The organism is Niallia sp. FSL M8-0099 (assembly GCF_038006945.1).
Lineage (GTDB): Bacteria > Bacillota > Bacilli > Bacillales > Cytobacillaceae > Niallia > Niallia circulans.
The window spans coordinates 2130825-2151993 of the sequence record NZ_JBBOWF010000001.1 but is presented as its reverse complement, the minus strand read 5'-3'; the positions used below and the strand labels follow the sequence as shown (position 1 = coordinate 2151993).

General features: G+C 34.5%; 23 protein-coding genes, 1 pseudogene and 1 riboswitch. Of the genes and pseudogenes, 5 read left to right on the top strand and 19 right to left on the bottom strand.

The window, feature by feature from the left end; genetic code table 11:
* Positions 1-38: 38 nt before the first annotated feature.
* From NSQ92_RS10600 to NSQ92_RS10580, 5 genes are all read right to left on the bottom strand, one after another.
* Entirely contained in the window at positions 39-1097 is a 1059-nt protein-coding gene (locus NSQ92_RS10600; protein WP_341152766.1) for an undecaprenyldiphospho-muramoylpentapeptide beta-N-acetylglucosaminyltransferase, read from the bottom strand.
* 97 nt (positions 1098-1194) lie between these two features.
* On the bottom strand, positions 1195-1995 hold the full coding sequence (locus NSQ92_RS10595) for an HAD family hydrolase (RefSeq protein WP_341152765.1): 801 nt from the start codon (positions 1993-1995) through the stop codon (positions 1195-1197).
* 100 nt (positions 1996-2095) lie between these two features.
* On the bottom strand, positions 2096-3076 hold the full coding sequence (locus NSQ92_RS10590) for a ring-cleaving dioxygenase (RefSeq protein ID WP_341152764.1): 981 nt from the start codon (positions 3074-3076) through the stop codon (positions 2096-2098).
* Positions 3077-3222: 146 nt separating this feature from the next.
* Complete coding sequence (locus NSQ92_RS10585) at positions 3223-3978, bottom strand: exodeoxyribonuclease III (protein ID WP_095321531.1); 756 nt, start codon at positions 3976-3978, stop codon at positions 3223-3225.
* 220 nt (positions 3979-4198) lie between these two features.
* Entirely contained in the window at positions 4199-4963 is a 765-nt protein-coding gene (locus tag NSQ92_RS10580) for an MBL fold metallo-hydrolase (RefSeq protein WP_095320094.1), read from the bottom strand.
* Positions 4964-5141: 178 nt separating this feature from the next.
* A riboswitch (FMN riboswitch) is annotated at positions 5142-5298 on the top strand.
* 412 nt (positions 5299-5710) lie between these two features.
* On the opposite strand from NSQ92_RS10580, the gene ribE reads away from it, so the two are divergent.
* The 3 genes and pseudogenes from ribE (at position 5711) to ribH (ending at position 7490) form a co-directional block, all read left to right on the top strand.
* Positions 5711-6364: a riboflavin synthase gene (ribE, locus tag NSQ92_RS10575; RefSeq protein ID WP_061798814.1), complete on the top strand. Its 654-nt coding sequence runs from the start codon at positions 5711-5713 to the stop codon at positions 6362-6364.
* A 31-nt stretch (positions 6365-6395) separates the two neighbouring features.
* Positions 6396-6986: pseudogene (gene ribB, locus NSQ92_RS10570) on the top strand (3,4-dihydroxy-2-butanone-4-phosphate synthase); the annotation flags it as partial.
* A gap of 30 nt (positions 6987-7016) precedes the next feature.
* The gene (gene ribH / locus NSQ92_RS10565; RefSeq protein WP_095257294.1) at positions 7017-7490 is read left to right on the top strand and encodes a 6,7-dimethyl-8-ribityllumazine synthase; all 474 of its coding nucleotides are present in this window, start codon (positions 7017-7019) and stop codon (positions 7488-7490) included.
* A 60-nt stretch (positions 7491-7550) separates the two neighbouring features.
* Here ribH and chrA read toward each other — a convergent pair whose 3' ends face one another.
* The 6 genes from chrA to NSQ92_RS10535 all read right to left on the bottom strand — a co-directional run bounded on the left by chrA (position 7551) and on the right by NSQ92_RS10535 (position 12586).
* Entirely contained in the window at positions 7551-8753 is a 1203-nt protein-coding gene (chrA, locus tag NSQ92_RS10560; protein WP_341152763.1) for a chromate efflux transporter, read from the bottom strand.
* 156 nt (positions 8754-8909) lie between these two features.
* A complete protein-coding gene (locus NSQ92_RS10555) occupies positions 8910-9353 on the bottom strand; it encodes a CoxG family protein (protein ID WP_095321527.1) in 444 nt (147 codons plus the stop codon).
* A gap of 181 nt (positions 9354-9534) precedes the next feature.
* A complete protein-coding gene (locus NSQ92_RS10550; protein WP_047943452.1) occupies positions 9535-10488 on the bottom strand; it encodes a tyrosine-type recombinase/integrase in 954 nt (317 codons plus the stop codon).
* A gap of 208 nt (positions 10489-10696) precedes the next feature.
* A complete protein-coding gene (locus tag NSQ92_RS10545) occupies positions 10697-11350 on the bottom strand; it encodes an ABC-2 transporter permease (RefSeq protein WP_341152762.1) in 654 nt (217 codons plus the stop codon).
* Positions 11334-12218, bottom strand: coding sequence for an ABC transporter ATP-binding protein (locus NSQ92_RS10540; RefSeq protein WP_222426204.1), 885 nt, complete (start codon positions 12216-12218; stop codon positions 11334-11336). Before NSQ92_RS10540 ends, NSQ92_RS10545 begins: the two co-directional genes overlap by 17 nt.
* Positions 12215-12586, bottom strand: a complete 372-nt coding sequence (locus NSQ92_RS10535) for a GntR family transcriptional regulator (RefSeq protein ID WP_047943449.1) — start codon at positions 12584-12586, stop codon at positions 12215-12217. Before NSQ92_RS10535 ends, NSQ92_RS10540 begins: the two co-directional genes overlap by 4 nt.
* A gap of 167 nt (positions 12587-12753) precedes the next feature.
* Here NSQ92_RS10535 and NSQ92_RS10530 point away from each other — a divergent pair, with 167 nt between their 5' ends.
* Positions 12754-12981: a DUF2533 family protein gene (locus NSQ92_RS10530; RefSeq protein ID WP_095257297.1), complete on the top strand. Its 228-nt coding sequence runs from the start codon at positions 12754-12756 to the stop codon at positions 12979-12981.
* A 64-nt stretch (positions 12982-13045) separates the two neighbouring features.
* Here NSQ92_RS10530 and lepB read toward each other — a convergent pair whose 3' ends face one another.
* From lepB to NSQ92_RS10515, 3 genes are all read right to left on the bottom strand, one after another.
* A complete protein-coding gene (gene lepB / locus NSQ92_RS10525; protein WP_328282909.1) occupies positions 13046-13525 on the bottom strand; it encodes a signal peptidase I in 480 nt (159 codons plus the stop codon).
* Between the two features lie 86 nt (positions 13526-13611).
* On the bottom strand, positions 13612-14136 hold the full coding sequence (locus NSQ92_RS10520) for a GNAT family N-acetyltransferase (protein ID WP_341152761.1): 525 nt from the start codon (positions 14134-14136) through the stop codon (positions 13612-13614).
* Between the two features lie 100 nt (positions 14137-14236).
* Complete coding sequence (locus NSQ92_RS10515; RefSeq protein WP_047943446.1) at positions 14237-15136, bottom strand: DUF4349 domain-containing protein; 900 nt, start codon at positions 15134-15136, stop codon at positions 14237-14239.
* A gap of 258 nt (positions 15137-15394) precedes the next feature.
* On the opposite strand from NSQ92_RS10515, the gene NSQ92_RS10510 reads away from it, so the two are divergent.
* Complete coding sequence (locus tag NSQ92_RS10510; protein WP_144580168.1) at positions 15395-15913, top strand: ribonuclease H-like YkuK family protein; 519 nt, start codon at positions 15395-15397, stop codon at positions 15911-15913.
* A 45-nt stretch (positions 15914-15958) separates the two neighbouring features.
* On the opposite strand, the gene NSQ92_RS10505 is transcribed toward NSQ92_RS10510, so the two are convergent.
* The 5 genes from NSQ92_RS10505 to NSQ92_RS10485 all read right to left on the bottom strand — a co-directional run bounded on the left by NSQ92_RS10505 (position 15959) and on the right by NSQ92_RS10485 (position 21132).
* The gene (locus NSQ92_RS10505) at positions 15959-16732 is read right to left on the bottom strand and encodes a TerC family protein (RefSeq protein WP_341152760.1); all 774 of its coding nucleotides are present in this window, start codon (positions 16730-16732) and stop codon (positions 15959-15961) included.
* 103 nt (positions 16733-16835) lie between these two features.
* On the bottom strand, positions 16836-17579 hold the full coding sequence (locus NSQ92_RS10500) for an SDR family NAD(P)-dependent oxidoreductase (RefSeq protein WP_047943444.1): 744 nt from the start codon (positions 17577-17579) through the stop codon (positions 16836-16838).
* A gap of 60 nt (positions 17580-17639) precedes the next feature.
* Complete coding sequence (locus tag NSQ92_RS10495) at positions 17640-18077, bottom strand: peptidylprolyl isomerase (protein ID WP_047943443.1); 438 nt, start codon at positions 18075-18077, stop codon at positions 17640-17642.
* Positions 18078-18160: 83 nt separating this feature from the next.
* The gene (locus NSQ92_RS10490) at positions 18161-18820 is read right to left on the bottom strand and encodes a peptidylprolyl isomerase (protein WP_047943442.1); all 660 of its coding nucleotides are present in this window, start codon (positions 18818-18820) and stop codon (positions 18161-18163) included.
* Positions 18821-18945: 125 nt separating this feature from the next.
* Positions 18946-21132, bottom strand: coding sequence for an AAA domain-containing protein (locus NSQ92_RS10485; protein WP_341132535.1), 2187 nt, complete (start codon positions 21130-21132; stop codon positions 18946-18948).
* Between the last annotated feature and the right edge of the window lie 37 nt (positions 21133-21169).

Below are 21169 nucleotides of genomic sequence, written 5' to 3'. Positions count from 1 at the left end.
GAAGATGCAAACTCTACCTATAGCCTGATACATGTATATTAATAGCGATTTAATTCTTTTATAATTTCTTCTAAAGCATTTTTGCTTTTGTTCTTTTCCATCTTTTCTGTCATACGTTGCTTGTTTTCTTGCATTTGTTTTAAGGTATGAAGAAAATGCTCTTTTGTTAATGATTCCTCTTCTATCATATAGGAGTAACCATTTTCCGTAAAGACCTTCCCATTTAATATTTGATCTCCTCTGCTTTGCTGTTTGGTTAATGGAATAATAAGCATAGGAATTTTTAAGGCAAGAAATTCAAAAATAGAATTAGATCCGCCTCTCGTAATAACGAATTCTGTAACTGCTAGGATATCAGCTAATTCATTATAGACATACTCAAATTGTTTGTATCCATTTATCCCTGCATGCTCTTCTGAAAGATTTCCTTTCCCACATAGATGCACAATTTGATAGGATTGTAATAATGTATCTAAATTATCTCGAACGATTTCATTTATTTTCTTGGCCCCTAAACTCCCCCCCATAATCGTAAGAATCGGCTTTTGACTAGTAAAACCAAGGAATAGTTTCCCTTTAGAGGCAGATCCAGTTAATATTTCTTTTCGAATTGGAGAACCGATTGCTTTGCTTTTTTCTTTTGGCAGATAATGTAAGGTTTCTTCAAAAGATGTAAAAATTTTTGAAGCAAAACGGACAGACAATTTATTGGCTAAACCTGGTGTTAGATCACTCTCATGCAGAATGACAGGAATTTTCAACTGGCGGGCTGCGATGACAACAGGTACAGATACAAATCCACCTTTTGAGAAAACAACATTTGGTTTGATTTTCTTTAAAATTTTTCTTGCGTCATAACAGCCTTTCATTACTTTGAATATATCTTTTATATTTTCTTTTGATAAATATCTTCTTAATTTACCACTCGAAATAGAATAATATGGAATGTCAATCTTTGCGATTAAGTCCTTTTCAATCCCCGCTTTACTGCCAATATACGAAATATCCCAGTACTGTTTATTTAATTCATTTATGATAGCGATATTAGGGGTAACATGGCCGGCAGATCCCCCGCCTGTAAACACAATTTTCTTCAAAGTAGATTCGACTCCTATTCTTCGTATCGATTTTCACAGCGAAAAAGCCAGAAGTTAGTATAGAGATCCCGGCCTTAACTAGTCTAATATATGATGGTTACACTAATTTCAGAATCTTTTCAATGGCGTATGCAACCCCATCCTCATTATTACTTTTCGTAACGTCGCTTGCTCTTTTTTTGATTTCTTCAGGAGCATTTTCCATGGCAAAAGATCTTGTTGATACTTCAAATTGTGTAATATCATTACCTCCGTCACCAAATGAGTAAATTTCATTAAAAGTAAGGTTCCGAAGATTTTCATATCGTCTAATCGCTTTCCCTTTTTGTGCATCAGTTGATGTGATTTCACAGTTGTTAGGAAAAGAAGAGGAAAACGAAATAGCCTCATATTTTCTAAGCGTTTCTTTAACGTGGTCGATTTTATCTAGCTGTGTTTCATCGACAACGGCGATTAACTTATAAATTTTTACATCCTTTAAATGCAGGATCGCCTCATAATCTTGTTGATCAAAGAGTGTTTGAATCTCATCCCATGATTTGCCGCGAAGCATTGGCAATGTTCCTGGAAATCCACCTTGATTCGTATAAACTAGAACTCCTACTTCCAAGTTTTGTAATACTTTAAGTAAAGTTTGATATAAATCAATGGAAATTTGTGTTTCATATAGTAGCTTTCCTTTTTCGTCGTACATCATGCTGCCATTTAAACAAAAAATGGGAAGTTCTAATTCTTTTACGCCGTCTACTTTAATAACATCTGCGTATTGACGTCCTGTATTTAAAATTACTTCTATATGTTGATCCTTTAATTTCTGAATAATCATTCGGTTTGCTTCAGATATTTGATGATGGTCATCTAGCAAGGTACCATCTAAATCTATTGATACGCATTTCATTATTCATTTTCCCCCTAGTAATTCCAACAATTGTTTCTTTCAATATTGTAGCATATTTGCATACTGCTTTGTCTTTTCCGTTTATCGTTTCGGTTAGCTATTACTTTTCTTTTCTACGTGTTTCTAATGGTTCTAGGATTGCCTCAATATCTGACCGCTTAGACTCTAAAAATGGTGGAAGTGCAAGAGATTCCCCTAAATGTTTTAGATCTTCGTCTGTTGCAAAACCAGGGCCATCTGTAGCAATTTCAAACAAGATTCCATTCGGATCTCTAAAATACAGTGATTTAAAATAAAAACGATCTACATATCCTGAGTTTTGGAAGCGAGCTTCATTCACCTTTTCAATCCAATAATAAAGTTCTTCCTCATTATCCGCTCGTAAAGCTACATGATGAACACCGCCTCTACCAAGGCGCTGCACTTTCAAATCATTTCGCTCCTCTAGATGAATCTCCGCCCCAGAGCCACCCTCACCTGTTTCGAATACCAGAATAGGTGGTTGATTCTCCATAGTGGATGGATACGAAGTTTTTAAGCGGAATCCAAGTAAATCAGTTAAAACGCTAATAGTTGCTTCTGGACGTCTTACCGTTAATTGTACTGGTCCAAGACCTGTAATCGCAAACTCTGCTGGTATAGAACTCTTTGCCCAAGGTATACCAGCCTTCACCCCATTATCGTTTTCATCAGATACTAAAAAGAACCGTTGTGTTTCAAAATCTCTAAATTCTAATGTTAATCTGCCTGCTCTCTCTAGGATTTCTCCGTGTTTAACATTGTATTCTTCGAACCGTTTTAGCCAAAATTCTAATGCTCTATCACATGGAACACGTAAAGAAGTAGCAGAAATACTGCTTACTCCTTCTCTATTAAGAGCCATATGGGGAATTTCAAAAAATGTTAGTTCTGTTCCTGGTCTGCCTTGCTCATCCCCATAAAATAAATGATAAACAGAGGGGTTATCTTGATTGACTGTTTTCTTTATCAGCCGTAGACCTAAAATATTTGTATAAAAAGAGTGATTTTCTTTTGCTTTTGCCGTCATCGCAGAAACGTGATGAATTCCTTTTAAATTCATTTGCGGTTTGCTCCTTCTAAATTATGTATAATGAAAAGGATTTAATTTTATTTTAACTGGATTGATATCTGCATACCAAAAAAGGGCATCTGTACCATAATTGTTTCCTGACATGATAGCATAATAAAGATGCCCTGTTCATTAAATTATATATCTATATCTAGTTGTACAGGACAATGATCGCTTCCCATTATATCACAATGAATAGTTACATCTTGGATTCGTTCCTTTAATAGGTTAGAAACGATAAAATAGTCAATACGCCAGCCAATATTTCTTTCTCTTACTTTCGCCATATAACTCCACCATGTGTAGACATCTGTTCTCTCTGGGTATAGATATCGAAAGCTATCAACAAACCCTAATTCAAGTAAGCTTGTCATTTCGTTTCTTTCTTCTGTTGTGAATCCCGAGTTTCCAATATTCGGCTTCGGATTTTTCAAATCTATCTCTTGGTGAGCCACATTTAAATCCCCACAATAAATAACAGGTTTAATAGCTTCTAATGATAATATATAGTTCTTTAGTTGTTTTTCCCATTCAACACGATAAGATAATCTGCTTAAATCTCGCTTTGAATTAGGGGTATATACATTCAGTAGGAAGAAGTCTTTAAATTCCAAGGTAATGGCTCTTCCTTCTACTTCCTCAAAGTCTTCCCCAATGCCATATTGAACAGAAAGGGGCTTTTTCTTTGTAAAAACGGCTGTTCCTGAATAGCCCTTTCTTTCTGCATAATTCCAAAACTGATGATAGCCTTCTAATTCAAGTTTAATTTGTCCTTCTTGTAACTTTGTCTCTTGAAGACAAAAGATATCTGCATCTATTTGCTGGAAAAAATCAAGAAAGCCTTTTTTAACACAAGCTCTTATTCCATTAACATTCCAAGTTACTAATTTCATGTAATTTACTCCTAACTATATCAATCTTCTAATTATTAAGGGTATCATGAAATAGCTATTCATTAAAGGATTATATCTTGGCAGAAAATGACGCTGTAGACCATCTCAAAATGTTAGAGAAAAATAAAAAGACAAATCGATTTTTCCTAATCATCTATAAATAGGAATGGAAAAATAATGATTTGTCTATTTTTAGTTTACATAACTTTATTATGATAAATTAAATTTCTTTTACTAAATTCTCTGTACTATACTGATAAAGAAGTTCCCTAATTCCCTGCCTTATTTCAGCCCCATACATTGGCATACCATGTCCTGTATATAAAGTCTGCGGGTCTAGCGCTAATAGCTTTTCTATTGATTGGAAGCTAGTATTTATATCTGGTGTAAAGTATGCTGGTGGGCCATGAATCTTTTTTTTCTGAGTTAAAACGGCAAATAATGACTCTTGTTTTACTGTAATCAGTGCATCCCCTGCTAGAAGCAGCCGATCTTTTTCTCTAAATAAGGAAATATGTCCTTCCGTGTGTCCTGGCGTATGAATCCATTTCCAGTCATCTAAATATGGTAAGGAACTAGTACTTGAAATAGGCCTGATACTGGAATGAAGATCAATGCCATCTCGCGGGTAAAATGGTGAAAGAAAGGACATCATCCCTTTTTCCCTTAATGGTGTAGGTGGAGGATATTTCTTCTTGCTTTCTAAATAGGGAATTTCTTTTTCATGTATATATACAGGAACATTCCATTTCTTAACGAGTGTTTGTAATGCGCCGATATGATCAAAATGAGCATGAGTTAGAATGATTGCTAATGGTTTCTTTCCCTTGAAAAGTTGATTTGTATTTTTCAAAATAAATGGCGCAGAATAAGGAACGCCTGTATCGATAAGTACCCACTCATCCTTCCTAGCTCCTAATCCAGCTATATATGCTATATTTGCAATTGCTGTACGATAGCCAAAAACATTTTCTGCAATTTTCATTTTTGTGCCTCCACTTTTTCTTTTAGTATGACCAATTCAATAAAAGAAACACCTTATTGAGATTATTTTTCCCTTTACTAGAAGTGCAAATATTGTACTTGAAAGAAAATATTTGATAATTAAAAGGAAAAGGTGTACGATACAGTTAATTAAATAGTTATGATTACACATTATGTGTGATCGCCTTCGGGGTCGGGTGAAATTCCCAACCGGCGGTGATGAGTGGACGTAAAACTCTAAGCCCGTGACCCGTTTTATAAGAGTTAAATTTATAAAACGGTGGATTTGGTGAGAAACCAAAGCCGACAGTAAAGTCTGGATGGGAGAAGGCAAATAACAATAAACAAAATGGTATGATTGATAGAATCAAAAGAATGAATGACTCACCTTTCTTTTTTTGTTTTTCTATAGATATATTTTGTTGTATTTGAGGTGCTGTAATAAGGGTATTCACAGCTGAAGTAATTTCTTCTAAATATACTGAAGCTTAGATGGATCTTTTTTCGAAAAGAATGGTGAATTGTCCATTGACAGCGTTATTTACAAACAACAATCTATAAAAAACAGCTATTCTATCGTCCACCACGTTTATTTAAGTATGTATTTGACCCCGTATATGTTTATTATACGGGGTTTTATTTTGTATTTTTTATGGATTTTAAGAGTATTTTTTTGTCACCATAAAAATGATTGACCCCTTGCTATTTAAGAGCTATAAATACAATCTGCAGAAAGGAGGAATTTCCATTGTTTACTGGATTAGTCGAAGAATTAGGCGTTGTAAAGCATAGTAAAAAGACGGGGCACACTATTTCTATAACGATTCAAGCAGAACAGATTCTCGAGGATATGAAAATTGGTGACAGCATTGCCGTAAATGGGGTTTGTCTAACAGTTACTGCCTTCCGTGATTGTTTGTTTACAGTCGATGTTATGCCAAACACGTTTAACGATACGACTTTAAGGCTTCTAAATAGTGGCACAATTGTTAATTTAGAACGAGCAATGGCTGCAAATGGAAGGTTTGGCGGGCACTTTGTGTCTGGGCATGTTGATTGTACGGGCATGATTATATCAACAAAAAAAATAGAAAATAGTACATTAGTTGAAATTCAGATACCAGAGGATCAAATATACCTCGTAATGGATAAAGGATCTATTACCATTGATGGAACGAGTTTAACGATTTTCCAAACGACTCCAACCTCTATTTTTGTATCACTCATCCCGCATACTTCCAAGGTAAGCGTGATTGGGAATAAACGAAAAGGTGAACTAGTGAATATCGAATTTGATCTTTTAGCTAAGTATTTTTATTCCTTTATGAATAGAGACAAAGATCCAGGTATAAAAAAAGACTCACCATTAACTGTTTCATTTTTAAGGGAAAATGGTTTTTAATCATAAATTTATTAACGAAAGGAAGAAAACGATGTTTGATTCCATAGAAGATGCATTAAACGATTTAAAAAAAGGCAAAGTGGTGATTGTTTGCGATGACGAAGATCGTGAAAATGAAGGAGATTTTATCGGCTTGGCAGATCATGTTACACCAGAAATGATCAATTTCATGGCAAAAGAGGGTCGCGGTCTAATCTGTGTCCCTATTCAACAAGCTTTAGCAGATAGACTACACCTCCCTCCTATGGTTACTAATAGTACTGATCCGAGAAGCACTGCCTTTACAATCAGTATCGACCATAAAGAGACAACAACAGGAATCAGTGCATATGAACGAGCTTTTACTATAAGCAAAATGGTCGATTCAGACGCTAAAGCTGATGACTTTACAAGACCTGGTCACATCTTTCCTCTCATCGCAAAGGATGGCGGTGTGCTAAATCGCAATGGACATACGGAAGCTGCTGTTGACTTAGCGATACTAGCAGGTGCTAATCCAGCTGGAGTGATTGTGGAAGTATTAAAGGAAGACGGAACAATGGCAAGAGTGAATGATTTAAAACAAATCGCTGAAGAATTTGCTTTGAAAATGATTACGATTCAAGATTTAATTCAATACCGACAAAATTTATTACAAAAGGTGGAATAAAGAATGAAACAAGTATTTGAAGGAAATTTAATTGGAACTGATTTAAAAATCGGGATTGTTGTATCCCGTTTTAATGAATTTATTACAACAAGACTTTTATCTGGAGCAGAAGATGCATTAAATCGACATGGCGTAAACGAGGATAATATTTCTGTTATGTGGGTGCCTGGTGTATATGAAATTCCCTTAGCAGCCAAAAAAATGGCCGCGTCTGGTAATTATGATGCTATTATTACATTAGGTACTGTTATTCGGGGGGCAACACCTCATTTTGACTACGTAAGCAATGAAGTAGCAAAAGGAGTAGCAAACGTTTCGTTAAGTACAGAAATACCTGTTATCTTTGGAGTTCTAACAACAGAAAACATCGAGCAAGCAATTGAACGAGCAGGTACAAAAGCTGGAAATAAAGGCTGGGAAGCTGCCGTTAATGCAATTGAAATGGGAAATTTATATAACCAATTAACTCAAGCTTAAAAAAAACACCAAAAAAACCTATAAACGAAGCTCTCTCGTTTATAGGTTTCTTTAGAAATACTATACTGGTAAATAAGTAAGCAGGATTCCCCCTAATGTACCTGTCATAACAACAATCCATGGCGGCATTTTCCAATAAACTAACATCGAAAATAAAATGGCTGCAAAAGCAAAATCACTCGCATCTGAGATACTACTTGTCCAAATAGGCTCGTAAAAAGCTGAGATTAGAATACCAACAACCGCTGCGTTTACCCCCATTAAGGCTCCTTGAATTTTTGGATTTTTTCTGAGGAAATTCCAGAATGGCAGTGTTCCTACAATTAATAAAAAGGCGGGCAAGAAGATGGCGAATGTCGCGAGTAGTCCCCCTGCCCACCCATTTAAGACGGTTCCGATATAGGCAGCAAAAGTAAATAATGGACCAGGAACTGCCTGGGTTGCACCATATCCAGCAAGGAATGCTTCTTCACTCAACCATCCACCTGGGACAAATTCACGCTCTAAAAGTGGCAATACTACATGTCCTCCTCCAAACACTAAAGAGCCAGATCGATAAAAACTATCAAACATAGCAATCCATTGGTATGAAAATATCTCGCGAATTATCGGTAAAAGAAACAGAAAGGAAAAAAATAAGATCAAAGAAACACTTGCTACTTGTCTTGAAATCGGAAAAGAAATATCACTATGATTTTGTTGTCTTCCTTGCTGCTTATAAAGAAAATAACTAATGATAGCTGATAAAATAATTACTCCTACCTGAGAAAAAACACTTTGCCATAAAAGAGTAATTACTAGTGCAAAAAGTGCAATCGTCTTTCTTTTTAGATCTGGAGTTAAGTTCTTTGCCATACCTAGTATCGCATGGGCCACAATGGCAGCAGCAACTATTTTTAGCCCATGTATCCAACCTGCATTCCCTATGTCTAATCCTTTTAGTATACTAGCAAAGATCATCAAAGCAATTACAGAAGGAAATGTAAATCCTAAAAAAGAAATAATCCCACCGAGGAGTCCTCCCCGTAAAATTCCTATCCCTATCCCCACCTGACTGCTTGCCGGACCAGGCATGAATTGACAAAGGGCTACTAAATCAGCATAGCTTTTCTCATCCATCCATTTCCTTCGACTTACATACTCATCGTAAAAATAGCCTAAATGTGCAATGGGTCCACCAAACGATGTCAATCCTAGCTTTGTAGAAATAAGGAAGATTTCTAAAAAATTTGTCCTATGCTTCGATTGTTGTCCTTTTTTCAATGATAAACCTCCCAATTAATTAGTAACCTTTATCATAAAGGACGAAGCTTATTTAACCAAGGATGGAAAAGAAAAATTTACATAAAATTTAGAAAAGCATTAAATGATTAAAAGAATGCTCCTTTATCACTTAACGCTTTAGTTAACATAATAAAATTATTGTAATTCCTCAATGGCTTTACTAACTGCAATTGTCAATTCTTCTGCGATTTCTTCTAGCTTTGGCTCCATAAGATTATTTGTTATAGTAGGAAATGTACCTGTTGAATTAATTTCTAAATAGCCTGTCATTTTCGTATAATTGGCATCCTTTACCTCTACCATAAAATAGCCATTTCCTGTAAAATGATCATTAATTCCTTCTAAGTCAAAGGTAACCTTTGTAGGTTCTTTCCACTCTAATATCGTTACTTTCATTTCTACTTTTTTCTTAAAAAGCCCCATATCAATTTTAAATTCCCAAGTTGATACTGTATCGTTGATGATTTCATGGTTCACATATCCTGGTACTAATGGTGCCCAGTTGTTCATGGAGCGAACAAAATCCCAAACTTTTTTTGCATTTGCATGGACGATAATTGAATGCTTTTTACTTGGCATCAAAAACACTTCCCTTATCTTTCATTGACAGACTTATTCTTGCTTTTATCGTCTTCCTTTTCCGTTCTAGCAAATATAAGAGGTTGTTTTTTACTATAACATCATGGATATATATATGCTGTCAATTGACCGATTATGAATCAGAATGCCAATCAGTTTACATAATAAAATTATGATAAACTCAAATGTATTCTGAAATTTCTAAGTCCATTGCTTTTTCTTTTTGCGAATCAGATACATGCGTATATTTCTGCGTTGTATTTAAATTAGTATGACCGAGCAGCTCTTGTACTGTTCGGATATCTCGTCCATCTCTAACTAAATGTGTCGCAAAACTATGTCGTAATTTATGACTAGAAATCCCTTTTTCTTTCCATTTTAATTCAGGATATTCTTTTCCCATTTGATCAATGATCCGCTCCGTTATTTCTTGAATACGTCTTCTGGAAATTCGCTTCCCTCTCCTTGAAATAAAGAGTGCATCTTCCTGTCCTTTCATGGGGAAAATCCTGTTTTCTTCTATATATAATTGTAATTCTTCCATTAACTTTTTCGGTAACGGAATATAGCGTGTTTTATTTCCCTTTCCCAGTACGTGAATTCCCCTGTTTTGATTAATGGACGACAGATTAAGAGAGTGTATTTCCATTACCCGTAATCCTGCAAACGCCATGAGTCCAAGGATGACTTTGTTCCGTCTTTGATGCTGCTTTTGGGATACCTTGCCAATCATCTCAAAAAATGATTTTAATTCGTCTTTTTCCAAGTAACTGGGTAGTTTTCCTTTTTGTTCTTTCGCGCTCTCCAAATCAAGGGCGGGATTTTTTTGGACAAGCTCATAATCTACTAAACATTTATAAAAAGAACGAATGGCAGTTAATCTTCTATTTCTCGAACTAGCAGAATTTGCGCGCTTAGTTTTTAGTTCGTTCATAAAAAGGGTAATCTGCAATTTTTTTACTGAAGTTAAGTCCATATATGCTTCTTTTTTCCGTGTAATAAATTCAAGGAATAAATAGATGTCCCGTAAATAATTTTCGATCGTAAATATACTGTAATCCTTATTATCCATTTCTGTTCGAAAAAGCGTTAACTCTTCTTCATACCAAGAAAGTAATGTCTCTTTTGCGATCATATGTATTGCCACCTAATCTATATAGTAATAATTCTAGTATACAATATTTCTTAAAAAACCGCACATAAGAGATATTATGCGCGGTAATGTTGAGAACTTAGTTAGAAGACATTTAAAACATGAATTACAGGTATTTGTTTAGATGCAAAATGCTAAATAAAAAAAGAACAGTACCTCTAAGTGTACTTGTTCTTCCTTTTCATTATAATTAAAATTCTCGCTTACTATAAAAGCTCAGAGAAATAAAATATGATATCACAAGAAGAATGATAAGTGGAATTAGCAGGATTAATCCCAGTTCTGCTTTTGATAATGTTGATAAACGAATCATCGTTTCTTGGATAAATTGATTATCTAGTTTTGCAAAATACTTCATTATACCAGTTGTTCCAAATACTATTACGAAAAGAAGAATAAAGTTAGCCAATTTGGCTTTTAAATAGCCAAATTTAAAAATCATAGGCAAAGAAATGGAAAAACATATTGTTACCATTATTGCTCCCCCTATGAGAATGATATAACTAAAAGGAATATCCAATGGAATGTGAAATAGTTTCACAAGCACATGGATGAGATAAAAGCCAATTGCTGCAAAAGCTGCATAAACATAGATGGACACATATTTTGATAATACAATGGTAGATAGTTTGATTGGAAGACTAATAAGAACTTTATCGCTGTTATTTTTATCTTCTAATGCACTAGCTCCTAGAAGGAGTTGATAAGTAATTGCTAGTATTCCAACCATTAATCCAACTTCTCCAAGACTGGAAAGAGAAACAGAAAAGAAACAGATTAATAATAGTGATAATGCTATTGATCTTTTTTGGATAAGAATGTCTTTTTTAATTAGATGATACATGCCCACCGCTCCTTCTTGTGTAAAACACCATAATATCTTCTAAAGTTGGCTTTTCATAGAAATAAGAATTTCCAAATTGCTTTCTTACTTCTTCTTTGTTTTTACATAATGCTTCAAAACCAAAATCATTACTCTTTAAACTGATTAAATTTTTATTATGGATAATCTGTGTGCTATCTTTTCCTTTAACCATGGTATATTCTTCTAAAAGCTCATCCTTCGTTTTACTTAAAATGATTTGTCCATTATTAATTAATGTAATATAATCGGCAATTTTATCTAAGTCTGATGTTATGTGAGTTGAAAAAAAGATTGCCTTGTTTTCGTCTTGTATTAATGTTTGCAGTACATCTAACAATTCAGTCCGAACTAGTGGATCTAAACCAGAAGTTGGTTCATCCATAATTAAGAGTTCAGCTTGATGAGAAAGGGCAATGGCTAATGAGAATTTCATTTTCATCCCTTTTGACAGCTCGTTGATTTTTTTATCCATAGGTAGCGAAAAATCTTTTACATATTTATTGAATGTACTTTCTTCCCATTGAGAATAAAATGGGCGGATGATATTCTTCATTTCTTTTATTGTTAACTCTTCATAAAAGTGATTGTCATCATAAACAAAGCCAATTCTCTCTTTAATTTTCATACTATGTTTTTCATTGTCTAAACCAAAGACTTTTATCATGCCGCTATCTTTTTTGATTAAATTCATGATTAGTTTGATTGTTGTGCTTTTTCCAGCTCCATTTGGACCAATAAACCCCATTATAAATCCTTTTTTTAAGGTAATATTAATCGTATCTAAAGAAAAACCTTGTCGGCTCTTGGATACATTGATAAGTTCTAATGTGTTTTCCACTGTGCTCATCCTTTATAAATAATTTTTAATATTTCTTGTAATTCTTCTAATGTTAACCCAATTAGTTTAGCTGTGCTGCTGGCTTCTGTTAAATGTTCTTCGATTGTTTTCAACTTGTTTTCACGAAGTATTTCTTTGTTTATTGCTGCAACATATGACCCTTTTCCAGCGACTGTAACAATAAAACCGTCTTTTTCAAGTTCATCATAGGCTCTTTTGGTTGTAATAACGCTAATTTTCAGTTCTTTTGCAAGACTTCTAATAGAAGGAAGAGATTGTGTTTCTTTTAGTTCACCTGCTACTATTTGCTCTTTTATTTGCTTTACTATTTGCAAATAAATAGGTTCCTCAGAGGAATTGGAGATAAAAATATTCATTAGAAACACCTTTCAACTGTTATATCTGTATATAGTCAGTATATACAGATATAACAGTAGTGTCAACCCTCATAATTAGACAAGTTTTTAATCTATCATAATAATATTATGTAAACAAATTATTTCTTCTATTTTTAGCATTTAGTATCTAAGATTATATACAAAACATGCAGGAACTACATGGGGAAAAAGTAATTTCACGCGTGAATCAATTTAAACAATTAGACCAACGTCGCGAGTCTCTTATTGAAGAGGCAATTATACTTTGCAAAACTGGAGAGTCTTTTTCAGTTAAACAAATAAATGAAGTTACAGAGCGAATAAACGAATTAGCAAGACATGGTGTCATTCAATTAGCGAAAATGTTACATAAGCAATGGTATGTGAATTTGTAAATCGTTCTAAATAAAAAAACAGTTCTGGACGTGAGCTCATATCCAAGACTGTTTTTTTTATTAATTAATAATTTTCCATAACAGGATAAAATCGAAAAACAGCTTTCCCGACAACAGCATCCTCTGATATACAACCAAGCTGTCTACTATCCATACTATTTTGCCTATTATCCCCTAATACAAATAGATGCCCTTTAGGTACTGTAACTTTAAGATTTTCCGTCAATCTCTGATTAGGAAGTAAATGCTTCTTTTTCTCTTGAAGATATGGTTCGTCATATTTTTCGCCATTAATATAAAGTGTATCATCATAAATTTCAATCGTATCATCAGGTAAGCCGATTACTCTTTTTATATAATCTTCTTTTTCTATTGGTGAATGAAAGACGATGGTATCAAAATGCTTGATTTGGCCAACTTTAGAGACAATCACTCTATCTTGATTTTCATATGTTGGCTGCATGGATTGTCCTATTACCTTAACAGGGGCAAAAATAAAGTTACGGCAAATAAACACAAATATTAATGCGCTAATAAGTGCAATAATCCACGACTTTAGCTCTCTTTGAAAAGCTGATTTCTTATTAATATTGCTTCCCTCTTTTCTCTTTAAAAAATAGTTGGTTCTATTTAGGTCACCATTTTATACATTAAAATATCATCTATATATTCATTTTCTGACAGTTTGATTTCTTTTATTTTGCGACCTTCTTCTATAAATCCCATACAAGTATATAAAGAAATAGCCCTAGTATTTGTTGAGAAAACACCTAAGCTATCTTTTTCAATCAGCGGATTTTCTTTTGCCCAAGCTAGTAGTGCTTTCATAAGTAATTTTCCTATTCCTTTACTTCTATACTTTTTACTTATCATCATCCCAAATGACCCTGTGTGATTAAGTCTTTGTCTATTTTTTGTTTGAAAGACAATAAAGCCAATTACTTTATTGGTTTCTTCCGCAATTAGGATAGTTTCTCTCTCATTATGCAATATTTTAGCGACCCATGCCTGCTGCTCTTCCAGTGTTTGATTATACTCTTCGATAGTAGTTATCAGATAATCTTCTTCGGCAATCACAGATTGCTGAATAGCAAAAATTGCTTCTGCATCTTCCAGTTTCGCATGGCGGATAAGATATTGATCTGCTGATTTCAATTTCTTTAGCCACTCCTTAATAAATATGAATGTGATGATATTAATAGATTAAACTCCCACTGAAGGAATTTAATTCCATTATAGCATAGCCACGATAAAATTACTCTGACCTGTTTTTCTTTTTTCTATATATAATCCAAGCTATTACAATAACTACAACTGGAATTAAAATTGGTGATAATCCAACAATCATCACGATGACACTTGAAAGGAAGGAAATTAACCCGTTAATCGTGCTCACGAATTGACTTTTTGCTTTTTCCCATGTATTTAAAGACTCTTTATCTTGAATAGAACCCACTTTTACTAACTCTTCTTCCAGTTGAATCGTGACAGTCGAATAGTCTACGTTATTTTTTAAGTATTTCATTCTCCCTAATATTTGTTCTTTTTCTGCCTGCACAGTTGCAAGATCATTTGATATTTTAAGAAGGTCTTCCGTTTTTTCTGCTTGTTCCATTAAAGCTAATAGCCTTTTTTCCACTGCTTCCTTAGCTTTTAGCCGGGATTCCAAATCAACATATTCTTCAGTCACATCGTTACCAGTGATACTCTTCTCTGTAACTTTAATACTTTTCTTTTCGATATCGTTTAAGTAGGTTTGGAAATGTTTTTGAGGAATTTTTACGATAATAGTCCCATTTATATAATCTGTGCCACTATCATAAATGGACGATTCCACTACATACCCGCCTAGCTCGGCTGCTTTTGACTGGATATGCTTCTCTACGTTGTGATAGTCTTTCACCTTTAAGGATAGATTCCCATTATAAATAACTAATCGGTCATTATTACTAATTGCTTGACCGCTATTTTCTTTTACCGTTTTACTATCTGTTGCGGGTATTTCTCCTATTTCATTCTGGGCATCGATGACATTGGAATCAGCCTTTTCATAATCTCTGCTATCCGCTGCTTTATCTTCGGAATTTTGTGAGCAGCCAGTTAATAATAATAGAAATAATAACGACCAATTTAATATAATTAGAAATTTTTTCATTTTTTTCCTCCTGCGTTTTGTTAATGATTAGACGGATAAGAAGAAATTAAGTTTCAGTTTAATTCCAATTTTTTATTATAAAACTCATTATTATGTTCATCTAAAAAAAGACCATTTTTTACACCAATTCAGTATTCTTTGTATACGATAATACAAATTTAGTTACAGGGATAAATCCATTTGATTATCATACAATGTTATAAAAGTGGTGGAAATAACGTTTATACGGAGGGATTCTTTGTGGAGTTAGACAGGCATATGGAAATGACTTTTCAAAACTTACAAGAGAAAAATATGACCTTTGATATCGTTTTTCAGCGTATCCTTGCTTTTATGTCTAGAAGTCCTTCGGGAAATTATCAATTAATGATTGGTACAGATTCACAAGTGCATACCAAACATACGAAGTTTATTACTGGAATAGTCATTATGAATAAAGGAAAAGGTGCTTGGGCCTGTATTAGAAAAGTGATCATACCAAGGAAGATTTTAAGACTGCATGAGAAAATCTCCTATGAGACAACACTAACAGAAGAGGTAGTTAGTCTGTTCACAGAGGATAGGAAAAACCAATTAATTGATGTTGTCCTCCCTTTTGTTTATCAAGGAGCAACTTTCTCGATAGAGGGACATATAGATATTGGAGCAGACAGAAGAAATAAAACAAGAGAATTTGTCAATGAAATGGTAACAAGAATGGAGTCAATAGGTATCGAACCAAAAATTAAGCCTGATTCATTTGTTGCTTCATCCTATGCTAATAAGTATACGAAATAATTAAATAAAAAAAACCTGTCCACAAACGGAACAGGTAAAATACATTTATTTTTCTTTTGAAGAAGCAACTTCTTCAGAAACCTTTTTATTTTTGTTAATAAAATGAATGATAAATGTGATAATAAACGCAGCAATTAGAATCCCAAAAAATACATAGTGATCTAATTCATATCCAAAAATGCTAGCAAACATCTTTACCGCGATTATCCCAATTAATACAAAGGCGGTATTCTCTAATTCTGGAACTTTTTCAATGAGAACTAAGAATAATTTGGCAACAGTTCTCATCATTAAAATACCGAGCATTCCACCAATCAGTAGAATCCAGATTTCATTTGAAACAGCCAAAGATGCTAATATGCTGTCAACCGAAAAGGCTAAATCCATTAATTCTACGGAGATAACAGTTGCCCAGAATACTCCGAACAATCTTATTGTCCAACTGTCTTTCTTCATCGCTGAGACATCTTCATCTTCCTCACCAAGCCAGAAATGCTTAATTACAATCCATGCTAAGTATGCTGCTCCAACTACTTTTATCCAGGTAAAATGGATTAAGTAAACACCAATTCCAATAAAGAAGAAACGGAAAAAATAGGCTCCGAATAAACCATATGTCAATGCTTTTTTTTGTTTATCTGGCGGTAAATGTTTTACCATTACTGCTAATACGAGCGCATTATCTGCTGATAATAAGCCTTCTAAAATGACTAACGATCCGATTAATCCCCATGATACTGGATCTGTTAATACTTCTGCCCACATCTTCCAATCAAAAAATGAAGCATAGGTTGATAATATCTGATGTAAAACGTCCACTTAATGAGCCTCCATTATTATATGTAATCATATGGAAGCTATTATACTCCTATCATTTTCAGATAGCAACTGTAATAAAGCAAAGAAGAAAAAATACCTTCTATTATTCTTCATAAATCATTTTTACTGTCATACCACCGTCTACCATAAGATTCGTTCCTGTAATAAAATCATTTTGCGGATTTGTGAGGAAAAGGCATGCTCTTGCAATATCCTCAGGTTTACCTACTCTTTTTGATAGATGCTGTTCATGATCGCTTTCTCGCAGATTTTCATAATCTTTCGTTTCGATCCAGCCTGGTGATATGCTGTTAACTGTTATATGTGCATCAGCTAAACTATTTGCCAAAGCATGAGTAATAGCCATAATTCCACCTTTGCTAGCACTATAGCTTTCTGTATTAGGTTCCGACATATAGGCTCTGCTAGATGACATGTTAATAATCGACCCTTTTGCGCCTTGAGTTCGCATGATTTTTGCGACTTCTCTTGAACAAAGAAACACGCTGCGGAGATTCGTATTTATCACATCATCCCATTCTTCTATCGTTAAATCGTAAAATGATTTAAAAATGCCTTTACCGGCGTTATTAATTAAGATATCAATCTTTCCAAATTTCGCTTGTGTTGTCTCAACCATTTGAATGATATCTGCTTCGTTTCGAACATCGGTTTTTATAAAAATTGCTCTCTCTTTTTGCTCTATAGAATCAAGTACATGTTTTCCTTGCTCTTCATCTATATCAGCTAGGATAACATAGGCATCTTCTTGCAAATAAGCTTTTGCAATTGCTTTGCCAATACCATTACTAGCGCCAGTTACAATGACAACTTTATCTTTGTACATTCTAATCACCAACCATTCATATAAAAAAGCAAGCCAATTTCTCAGCCTGCCTTGTTGTATTTATTCTTCAGTGATTTCCACTTTTTCCATAACATCGCCATTTTTCATTGCTTTTACAGCAGCAATACCGGACGTAACTTGTCCAAATACTGTATGAACACCATCTAAATGCGGTTGTGGCTCATGTACGATAAAGAATTGGCTTCCGCCTGTATCACGGCCAGCGTGTGCCATAGAAAGAGCTCCTTCCACATGTTTGTGAGGGTTTCCTTCTGTTTCACATTTGATTGTGTATCCAGGTCCTCCTGTTCCATTTCCATTTGGGTCGCCGCCTTGGCTGACGAAACCAGGAATTACACGGTGGAATGTTAAACCGTTATAGAAACCTTTTTTAATTAGTTCCACAAAGTTAGCTACTGTTCCAGGAGCTTCGTTTGGATATAATTCGAATTCAATTTTTTCACCATTTTGCATTAATATGTATCCTTTAGTTGCCATGATCAACATCTCCTTATTTCAAAATCAGCTTTTATCATATCATCTTTTCGGAAAGAAAGAAAATATTACGTTCCTTTTATCCATTATTCTTTTATTTTCTTTGGTTCTTCATAATCGATACCTTTTGTATCTACAGTAACTTGTTTCATTTTTATCTCTTCTACTGGTTTATCATTCTTATCTCTTTTTGAAGAGACTATTTTATCGACGACATCCATGCCTTCTATCACTTTCCCGAACGGGGCGTATTCTCCATCCAAATGAGGGGCGTCTGCAACCATAATGAAAAATTGTGACCCAGCAGAATCAGGCAGTTGAGATCTTGCCATGCTAATTACGCCTCTTTCGTGCTTTAAGTCATTTTCAAACCCATTCTCTGAAAATTCTCCTTTAATCGAATAGCCTGGCCCGCCTGTTCCATTCCCATTGGGATCGCCGCCTTGGATCATAAAATCAGGAATAATCCGATGAAAAATTAATCCATCATAAAAACCTTTATTCACTAATGATACGAAATTATTGACTGTATTAGGGGCTTTATCAGGATAAAGTTCTAATGTAATGGTCGAATTATCTTCCATCGTAATCGTTACAATAGGATAGTCGTCTGGTGAAATCACTTTTGCTTGTGTTGTATTTTCTTCTTTTGATGGCTCACTTTTCGTTGTGCCACAGCCTGACAGTAGTAAAAGAAGGACTAAACTCAAGAAAAATACTATACCACCTCTTTGTTTTCTACTCAAATAACATCATCTCCTCTGTATGGATTCTTTCCTATTTTAACGAAAACGTTTTTATTTGTACAATGAATAACTGATAATAGCTAAAGAAAGAGCATTATCCCAAATCTTCGGATAATGCTTTTTGTTCATGATATATATTTTAATAGATAACTAGCTAAATAAGGAGAATGTATACGCACTGCTAGTGACGGTGGAGTACTGCCATTCACTAATTCGGACGGCAAACCAAACCAAATAACTTTTTCATCAATAATAATGAAAGGAAACGGTATACCAGGAGCTGAACCTATACTCCCTCTATTAAGAAGCTGTTTCCATTGTTGTTTTAATATCTCGTTCTGTTTTGGAAAAGAGGCTATTATTGTATGGTTGGATCGTTTGATATCTTTTTCTAGTAATTCTACTCTTTGTGCGTGCGTCCAAAATAGCTTGGGATTCTTCTTTTGAATCCACTCGCCAATTTGTTGGTTGGTTACCACTTTATTAAACCTTTCTTGATGGTTGACAAGCTGTCGAATCGTTTTCTTCCTATCTATTTTTGTTTTTATATAATTTCTGTTTGCTATATGAATAAATTTCCCTTTTGCCCTGCTGATCGCCACATTTATTAACCGTTCGCTTTCTTTGCCGGTTAAAAGGATTCCAGGCTTCAAAAATGCCTCTCCTTCTACACTATCAAAGATGATTATATCTCTTTCGCTTCCTTGAAAACGATGGACTGTAGCGATAATAAGCCGTTTTTCTATGATGGCTTCTGGGAAAAATTCTGATGCCATTGCTTCCATTATTTCCGCCTGTGCTCGATATGGAGTAACGTAGCCGATACTCGTTGTTCCTTTTTCATTTAAAGCTTCATTTATAACTTGCAGAGCTAATAATAGATGGATATAATTCATACGTGATTTCGAAGCTCTCTCAAATGTGGCATATGCGCCAAATTGACTCGAATCTAATAAAATATTGGCCTCTCCTTGGAAAGGTAGTTTTTCTGCGATTGCTTTTCTGTTTCTTTCCACCTTCTTATGATCGCCTACCAGAGAATGATATATATATTTATTGGTAAATTGAGAGATGCTTGGATGCATCCTTCTTTGTTCGTTTAATAACAAAAGCTGAGGATGAAGCGATGAACTATGAACCGTTTCGGCAACGCCTGTCGCGTGGAATACGTCTTCTTTTAACCATTTATCTACTAAAGCATGACGGCTAGTTGCGATAGGAGGTAACTGTTTAAAATCTCCACAAATAATGATTCTTTTTGCTAGTGATGCAGAAAAAGCGACTTGTGGAATATATGCCATGCTCGCTTCATCTACTATTACTAAATCGTATTCATCTTCATAAATGGCTGGATCTGTGGCAGCTTTTACTATTGTCGTGCCAACAATTTTTGCTTTTTGTACAAATTGCAGTTCCCTTTTTCTGATTTTTTCCATCACATTTGCTAATTTCTCTTCCATCTCTAATAACTGAGCAGAATCTCTTGTTGTAAACGAATAAGAAAGGTCTTGTTTAAGTTTTAGTTTTTCTTCAAAAAAATACTGTTTTTGCTTGGCAAGATCCATATCCTTTTTATCTAATAAGGAACTTGTTGTAATTTTTTCTTGTTCAAGTGATGCATTATTGCTATTTCCCCCATAGCGAAGGATATCCCCTATTTTAAATCGGTCCTTTTCTTTAATCGTTGTCGTTATTTCCGTGAGTAGAACATCTACAGCCTGGTTACTTTGTGCTAAGAGTAAAATCCTCTTACCTTTCCAATAACGTTGTAGAGCAACTCTAGCTAATGTGTATGTTTTTCCTGTTCCAGGCGGCCCCCACACAAAGGAGACGGGGTTATATTTGCATCTTAAAGAGAGCTCATGAACATGATTTTTCAGTTGCTCACTTGGGTGCTTTGTTTCTTCACTAGGTTGCATTAATTTAACGATTCTACTAAGCTTACGTTTATTTTTTTTAATAGTATCAAAACGGATTTGCAGCTGTTCTAATAGCTCCCAAGGATCATGGGATAAATATGCTTCTGAGACATCCTCACCAATCGCCTTTTCCAAAATAATAAGAAGGCTCTTGCCATCTGCCGATAATACTCTCCCCCTTACAGCCTGACTCCCCCAGTGAATCATTACATTTGATCCAATTGGAACCTTTAGATTGCTGATGCTTTCAAAATAATACGTAAAGTCATTTTCTGTGTTTAGGCGAATTCCATTATATAAAGCAACTTTCGATTGCCCGTATTTTTTTAAATGATTGATCTCGATTTGTAGTGCTTGCTGCCATTGTTTAATGGTAGTGATAATGTTTGTCATTTTCTCCTTTAATTCCTTTTCTAAAAAAGTCGATTTT